The organism is Massilia sp. UYP11, from assembly GCF_050434805.1.
GTDB lineage: Bacteria > Pseudomonadota > Gammaproteobacteria > Burkholderiales > Burkholderiaceae_D > Telluria.
Window position 1 is genome coordinate 1 of record NZ_JBNDJE010000045.1, and the last position, 6,538, is coordinate 6,538.

General features: G+C 50.9%; 5 protein-coding genes. 2 read left to right on the forward strand and 3 right to left on the reverse strand.

Features of this window, described 5'->3' with window-relative positions:
- Positions 1 to 209: 209 nt before the first annotated feature.
- Both ABIB38_RS23945 and ABIB38_RS23950 read right to left on the reverse strand, forming a co-directional pair.
- Positions 210 to 3,509 (reverse strand): DEAD/DEAH box helicase, encoded by a 3,300-nt coding sequence (locus tag ABIB38_RS23945; protein ID WP_429207290.1) that lies wholly within the window; start codon positions 3,507 to 3,509, stop codon positions 210 to 212.
- 245 nt (positions 3,510 to 3,754) lie between these two features.
- The gene (locus tag ABIB38_RS23950) at positions 3,755 to 4,231 is read right to left on the reverse strand and encodes an efflux RND transporter permease subunit (RefSeq protein WP_429207297.1); all 477 of its coding nucleotides are present in this window, start codon (positions 4,229 to 4,231) and stop codon (positions 3,755 to 3,757) included.
- Positions 4,232 to 4,543: 312 nt separating this feature from the next.
- On the opposite strand from ABIB38_RS23950, the gene ABIB38_RS23955 reads away from it, so the two are divergent.
- Together ABIB38_RS23955 and ABIB38_RS23960 are read left to right on the forward strand one after the other, a co-directional pair.
- Positions 4,544 to 4,999 carry a hypothetical protein gene (locus tag ABIB38_RS23955; RefSeq protein ID WP_429207292.1) on the forward strand — a complete coding sequence of 152 codons (456 nt, stop codon included), beginning with the start codon at positions 4,544 to 4,546 and terminating at the stop codon, positions 4,997 to 4,999.
- A gap of 163 nt (positions 5,000 to 5,162) precedes the next feature.
- Positions 5,163 to 6,119 (forward strand): DUF4365 domain-containing protein, encoded by a 957-nt coding sequence (locus tag ABIB38_RS23960; RefSeq protein WP_429207294.1) that lies wholly within the window; start codon positions 5,163 to 5,165, stop codon positions 6,117 to 6,119.
- Positions 6,120 to 6,301: 182 nt separating this feature from the next.
- Here the strand turns inward: ABIB38_RS23960 and ABIB38_RS23965 are convergent.
- The coding region (locus ABIB38_RS23965) for a transposase (protein WP_429207295.1) at positions 6,302 to 6,538 on the reverse strand (237 nt) is incomplete at its 5' end.

Genomic DNA, 6,538 nt, shown 5'->3' on the forward strand with positions numbered 1-6,538 from the left:
GGACTGCTGAACCCAGCAATCAAGTCGTCGAGCATAGCCTTTGCTCGGAACAAAGGCCAGCTACGGCGAGGAAAATGATCGCACGGCACTGAACACCTAAGCACCAAGATGGGAACGGCCTCGATACTGCTCAGGGGATTTGTGTGCTTACTAATAAATCTCTTTTCCTAAGTAGGTCCGCAGCCCTTCCGCAGTGCCGGTTCCAAGACCTATGCACTCGCAACAACTACCATTTCGATGTCGAAAGTTTCTCGTAGATAAAGGTTTGTGACTGCGAGAAGTTCCTGCTGCCCTGAAGTGATCTTGTCTTTTGAGAGCCCAGGCTGAACGATAAAAACTTTGAATTTCACATCTAGAAGCTCTGCTTTATTCGCAATCCCGAGTAGCGTTCGGGCATCGCCTTTTTCGAATCGAGAAGCATTTTTGTTTTTGATCCGACTTGCATCGCGTGCCTGCATATGCGTAAAAAGCCCCCCGATATTTCCGCGCCAGTAAACACTCCTCTGGGCTTGACCGCAGACTACGTATAGGTCATCAATTCGTGCCCCCGGAATCGATTCTTTTGAAAATTTACAATGGTATAAATTTATCTGAATGCACTTATCTCGTACTTTTATCGCGATAACGTCTGCCACCTCGCGAGCATCATCATCATCGAACAAAATGTCGAACTGCTCATCAGGTTGTTGATTGCGCAATTCGGAGAGCACCCTGTACTGAATTGAGTCCGTACGTTTCCCTACACCTTGAGATTCCTTCTTGATATTTACTCCACTCCAGTCCCAGTGGAGGATACGACTCGAATCAAAAACTGCTCTTTTGCTGAGTGCGGGGAGCCTGAATATTTCGTTTGAAACCAACATGCTTCCGTCAGCAAAGAAAATTGTCGGTGGATTCGTTTCAAACCACGCTGCAATATCAAATTCGCGCCTCCCGATGAAGATAGTTGAGGTGGATACAGAACGCGGAATAAAGCTAATTCTTGCTTCTTCAAACTTCAGCTCATAAAGCGCTTCCGCTCCCTCAACACGGACCCTAATAACAATTGGGCCATCTGGCATGTTGTCAACTAGCTCAAGTGCCACATCAAAGAGCGGCGCAGAAACGGTTCCGATCTGAATCTGTACGTTCCGCTCGGGCTTCTGCAAGAGAACGCTATCCCACTCAATCGCAATTGGGACGACCTGAGGACGCGCCGAAATCGTCTCTGGCAAGATCACGTTCCTGAATATATCAGCGGTCGAGATGCTATCGTCAGTAAGTTTGCTTCCTACCACATGACACCAGTCTACCCACGCAGCGAGATCATATGCAATTTTATAGGACCAGACTCGTCCTTTTTGGGAACATCCATAGGTGACTTCATCGCCAGCTTCGTACCCTTTGCCGAAGAGGTTCGATTTCGTCTTATTTTCCCGTAATGCGTCGCTGAGTGCTTGTCCGATGTCTTGGCCAACATGCATAGAAAAACGGATAGCTTTACTGATAACATGACTTAACCCGAGATTCATGATGACGAACCGATTTACGTTGTGCAGGCACCGGAAAATGCTTTCACCTCTAATCAATTCGACATCACTGCCACCAACAGCCTTTGCTACGTCTTCATGCAAGCTGCTGTTATCGGAACTATTTATGAACAACAAGCCCTGTGTTTCGTTCCAGTGAACAATATATAGATTCCAGTTCACGTTGCTGAGTTCGCGCACATCGCCCCACGGCACGGCTTCTTCGTCCTTTGTCACAAGAACGAGAGTCTTCGTTTCTAAGTTTACAGTTGGACCAGTGTAAATGCGTGAGAATCCGATTCCTTCCACTACTCTATGCGGCATCCAATCTTTTATGGTCGTTTTGTAAACCACCGCACTCATTTTTGGAAAGATATTTTGGATTGGAAGAGAAAGCTTATCCGGATCGAATCCGCCGATAAACTCCGTTCGGCGAATCTGATTTTCGGTAGCTCCTTCACTTAACACTTTAAGGACCGCGTTCCAGTCTGCATTTTCGGCATAAAGGTTCTGGAGTCCTTGTTCCACCGCCGCATCGGCGATGTTGGCCACGACGGTGGCATTCCCGATTTTGTCAGTCGTTCTAGTAAAGCGGCCTACAAATTGAAGCGTGATCGCTAGACTCTTGTGCATGTCATGGAGCGCGGCTATCTTGAGTTCCGGCAGATCAAAGCCTTCACCCAGCATATCTACGCAAACAACAATTCTGGTCTCCCGGCGGCGTAGTGCAGCAAATCGTTCGGTACGCTCCGTTGAAGTCAGTTCGCTATGGATTAAAACTGGTTTATAATGTCCAGCCAATTGAAGGTAAAGGCCATGAATTTCTTCCGCGCGTATGATTGAAACGGCACGCGCCATCAAGATATGATCGCAACCTGCTTCGATGTCTTGTGTCAATGCAGCAGTCGCGGCTTCTAAGATCGCGCGGTCAGCTGAAGCGGGGGCGAACTCGCAGACCGAACGAAATTGAATAGGTTTGAAATATCCGCGCTGCTGAGCTCGGCTAAGAGGATAATTAAATATTACTTTTCCTCCGACTAGCTTACCATCGGTCCTAAACGGCGTAGCCGTGAATTGAAGGACAGGCTTACCTGAGAAGTACGCTTTGAATCCGTCCCATGTTTTTGCTGAGATGTGATGCGCCTCATCTATAAACAGGTGGGAGCAAAGACCCGCGATCCTGGCTTGGACATCGGCGCCACACATCCCGACAACATTCATCGTTGTAACAACAACATTGCATCGCGAAAAGAAGTCGTCTGCGTCTTCAATACTTGTGAACCGCTTCTGCGCGATGCCGACAATGGGATATTCAGCGGCAGAATCCACAATGCCGAAATGCTTCAGCCAGCCTAAGGTTATAAATTTTTCGGATATCTGCTCACGTAACGCCACCGTCGGGACCACAACAAGGAGCCTTTTTATCCGCTCACTTATCATCGTCGCTAGCATTGTCTCCGTCTTACCTGTTCCAGTAGGCATCACGACCGTAGCCGGGTCGCTCGACGAACGCCAATGTCCCAATATAGCGTGGAGCGCCCCGATCTGCGGCTCCCGCAGACCTGGATTGACCGATCCATCATCGTTCGTCGTCTCTTCTTTAAAATGGACGCTGTCAATCCAGCTCTGCCGTACACTCTCGCACAACGAAGTCGACGCGTCGACAGAAAGTGAGGCCGGAAGAAGTGTTGCGGGATGGATCCAGGCCGTCCTTTTCTTCCCGCGGTTATTAGCTATAGGTTGGACGTGCGGCGCTTGGTCCACGACATGTAGAACGCCGTCTACGCCTTCCGGTAATTCCGTAGTTCGGTCCCCGGCGAGTTGCGCGACGAATCCATTCGGAGTGACGACACGTATGATACCGGCGTCGGATAGACCGTGCTCTTCCGAGAATTTACTTCGCATGGAAGGCTGTCGCAACTGGACAAGCAAATTTCCACTTCCGAGTTTCCCATGAATTGCGAACAAAGGAGGTAAAACTGGAGCTAAAGCGATCGACATCGGTAGCCTAACATTAGATTTCAGTTAGGAAAGTATAAATATAATATTATAATTATCGCAAGCAGTAATTCAACTTATTACGACCGCGTCGTGGACGTCGTGGTGACTTGTTCAAGTTCAGCTCTTGACATGGAGACGCACGGACTACGTGACAGACCGGTACAGCGAACGCAACGAGCGACGCAAAAAGCAACCGATCGAAGCATCTCTCCTCGTTAGCCGCCAAGGCCGGCCTCCCCCAGCTCTCAGGGTGTGAACAAGAAAAAAAATCGTGACTGGCCAGTCGCCAAGGCCATCGGAACAAAGCGGAGTGATGAGATCAGGGCAGTCATCAATACCGGCCGAAGGCGCTGAAGCGCTCCCTCACGCACCGTCTGTTTCCACGGCAGCCTTTTCGCTAGGCCGGCGATGGAGCCCGCCATCACCAGCCCGTTCAGCACGGCTACCCCAGACAACAGGATAAAGCATACTGCTGCCGAAATCGAGAGTCGCAGACCGCGCAGCCAAAGCACCGCGATGCCGCCGATCAGGGCCAGAAGCACTCCAATAAAGATAACTTCAACTGCGCGCCATGAGCCAACGGCTGAGTAAAGCAAGACGACGATTAACGCGAAGCAAGCCGACACAACCACTGCCAGCCGCATGCGTGCACGCTCTGGGTTTTCAAACTGTCCGCCCCAGGTGAGCCATACGCCTGTCGGCACGCGAACGCCTGCGTTGATGTGACTTTCCGAAACAGATGCGACGTTCTAGAAATTACTGGGACTACCGGGTGTGAAATAGCGAAGTCCACCGCTTCTTGCTGAGTTACACTGGCTGCGACGAACTTCCGCTTTCGGCCCAGGCTGTGTAAAAACGCTGACCTAGGCAAAATCGCAGGCAGGCCCGGCCATCCAAAACGGTCACCACGGCGTTTTCCGAGGGTCGCTAATGGTAAAGCGACCCGTGAAAATGTGCCGACATCGCGTTTTTACACAGCCTGGGCCAAGAGCAGACATTCAACTCCCACATCCACCAGTCGATCATCTACTTGCATGAAACCAGACTTCCACGACGTAGCAGGATTATGGGAACGCGATGGATCGCTTCGAGACATCTACGTGCAGGATACCGAAGCTGTGCATTGGGATCGCTTCGATCAACTGCTCAGCCATTACGAATGCTCGTACACCTTTGACGGAGTGGCGGCCCCATTCCCAGGATCTCGTAGCGTTCTGGGAAATCGTGAAGGTTCACACATGTTGTCGATTTTGTTGGACGGCGCGGTTGAAATTTGCTGTCACTTCTTCATTTTCGAGCAGTTAGAACTCGACATCTCGCCCAAGGAAATTACTGGCCCATTGGAGCATGAGGCAGTGTTGTCATTTGTCGAGAACTTGGCGGAGGCTCTGGAACTCTCTGCGGACATCACGCCCGAAAACTCAGAGCAAACGCCGTTTCTGACGTACGTGCCGCGAAGCAGGACATGGCGCATACATGATGATCCTTAGTGGCTATCAACGTCCGCAATGGGTCGGATGCAGCCTGTCGCGCTGCTCCCTATTTTTCGGTTTGGCAACCTGCTATGCTGGCACGAACGGCCTGGTTCGGCCATGAGCCGACTGTCATTCAAAGATAGGTATTAACCGATTAGTCGTCGAGGACACGAAAAATATGGCATTTAGTAAGCAAAGGTCAGAACAGCACCTAATTGATCAGGAGGGCGAGCAACTCCTTCGTTCAAAGCTACCGAAGCACTGGGTTATGCGGGAATACCGTCCCGACTACGGTTTGGATTTTGCCGTCGAAACTTTTAAGTCCGGTGAAGGGGAAGGACGACCAGGCATGTATGAAACGCTGGGCGAGCACTTTTTCGTCCAACTCAAAAGTATAGCGGCTCCAGCAGTACTGCCGCTTTCGATCTTTGGTCGTGGGAATGTGGAAAAAGGGCCTGAGGCTCTCGATCGTGCCGACAAAGTTGCTGAGGTCGACACGTATCGTTTTCAACTGGAAACATCAGAATTGGTTACTGTCGAACGCATGGGCATCGGTGTTCCTGTCTTGCTCGTTATTGCGGATCTTGCAGCTCGACGATGCTCGTTTGTGTGTTTGAATGACTATGTTGACAAAATATTGACTCCCCGGCACGCAGATTACCGAAACAAGCAGAGCCGCACAATACATGTTCCAACGAGTAACGAAATCGGAACTGAAAGAGGCTTGGTGGCGCTTCGATGGTACGCGAAGAGACCAAAATTGTTAGCTGCATTTCAGCGCTTCACCTATCAATACTCAGAGCTTCAATGGGCTGAAAATGGAAACTGGCGAGGGTTAGCGGAGGTATTTGCCCGCAGAATAGCCGCCTATGATTTTTGGGACGATACTGAAATGTGTGTCCCAATAGCTTACGACGGGGCTGGATTGAAGCGCTTCCTTGCGACGGGCCAACCGTCCTTTTTTCCTATACCAGTTGAAACCCCACACGGAGTCGATCGAGCAGAATTCGAAAATTACTTTAAAAAATTAGATGTCTTCGAACTTTGGCGGCAATTATCACTCCTGCCGAAGACTTATGAAGACGTTTGGCGTGAGTGGTTTCTGCCAACCGCATTAGGACACGTAGCCTCATGAAAAGGCGGGGAGAGCAATTCATTTGCTTTGCTAAAGGTGACCTCGAATAACCCGCTCTCGGCGTGAGCAGAGCCAGGCGAAATGTGAGTCCGCGCTCCAGCATCGCTCAGTAGCGTGATTTTTAAAGCGCCAGGCACGCTGGCCCGGGCAGGTTTGGCAACCGCAGGCTGCCGAACTGCTTTTTAAAACGGCGCCAAGCCGCGTTCCTTCAAAAAGAGGAGACGCTTGAGGTTGTAACTGGCCGCCTTCAACTGCAAGACGAACGTGGTGCGCACGATCCCCAGACAGCGTACCAGTTTGCCGCCCATCTGGGCCAAGGCCCCAAACACATGCTCGACGCGGGCGCGCGGCGTGGCGATCGCGCGGTTGCGCCGCTTCTGCGTCTCGGAAATGCCTTTGGTCGCATGCCCGCGCCGCTG

Excerpts from the sequence above, each read along its gene's own strand:
- ABIB38_RS23945 (WP_429207290.1), bottom strand. The coding sequence starts at position 3,509 with ATGTCGATCGCTTTAGCTCCAGTTTTACCTCCTTTGTTCGCAATTCAT.
- ABIB38_RS23955 (WP_429207292.1), top strand. The coding sequence starts at position 4,544 with ATGAAACCAGACTTCCACGACGTAGCAGGATTATGGGAACGCGATGGA.
- ABIB38_RS23960 (WP_429207294.1), top strand. The coding sequence starts at position 5,163 with ATGGCATTTAGTAAGCAAAGGTCAGAACAGCACCTAATTGATCAGGAG.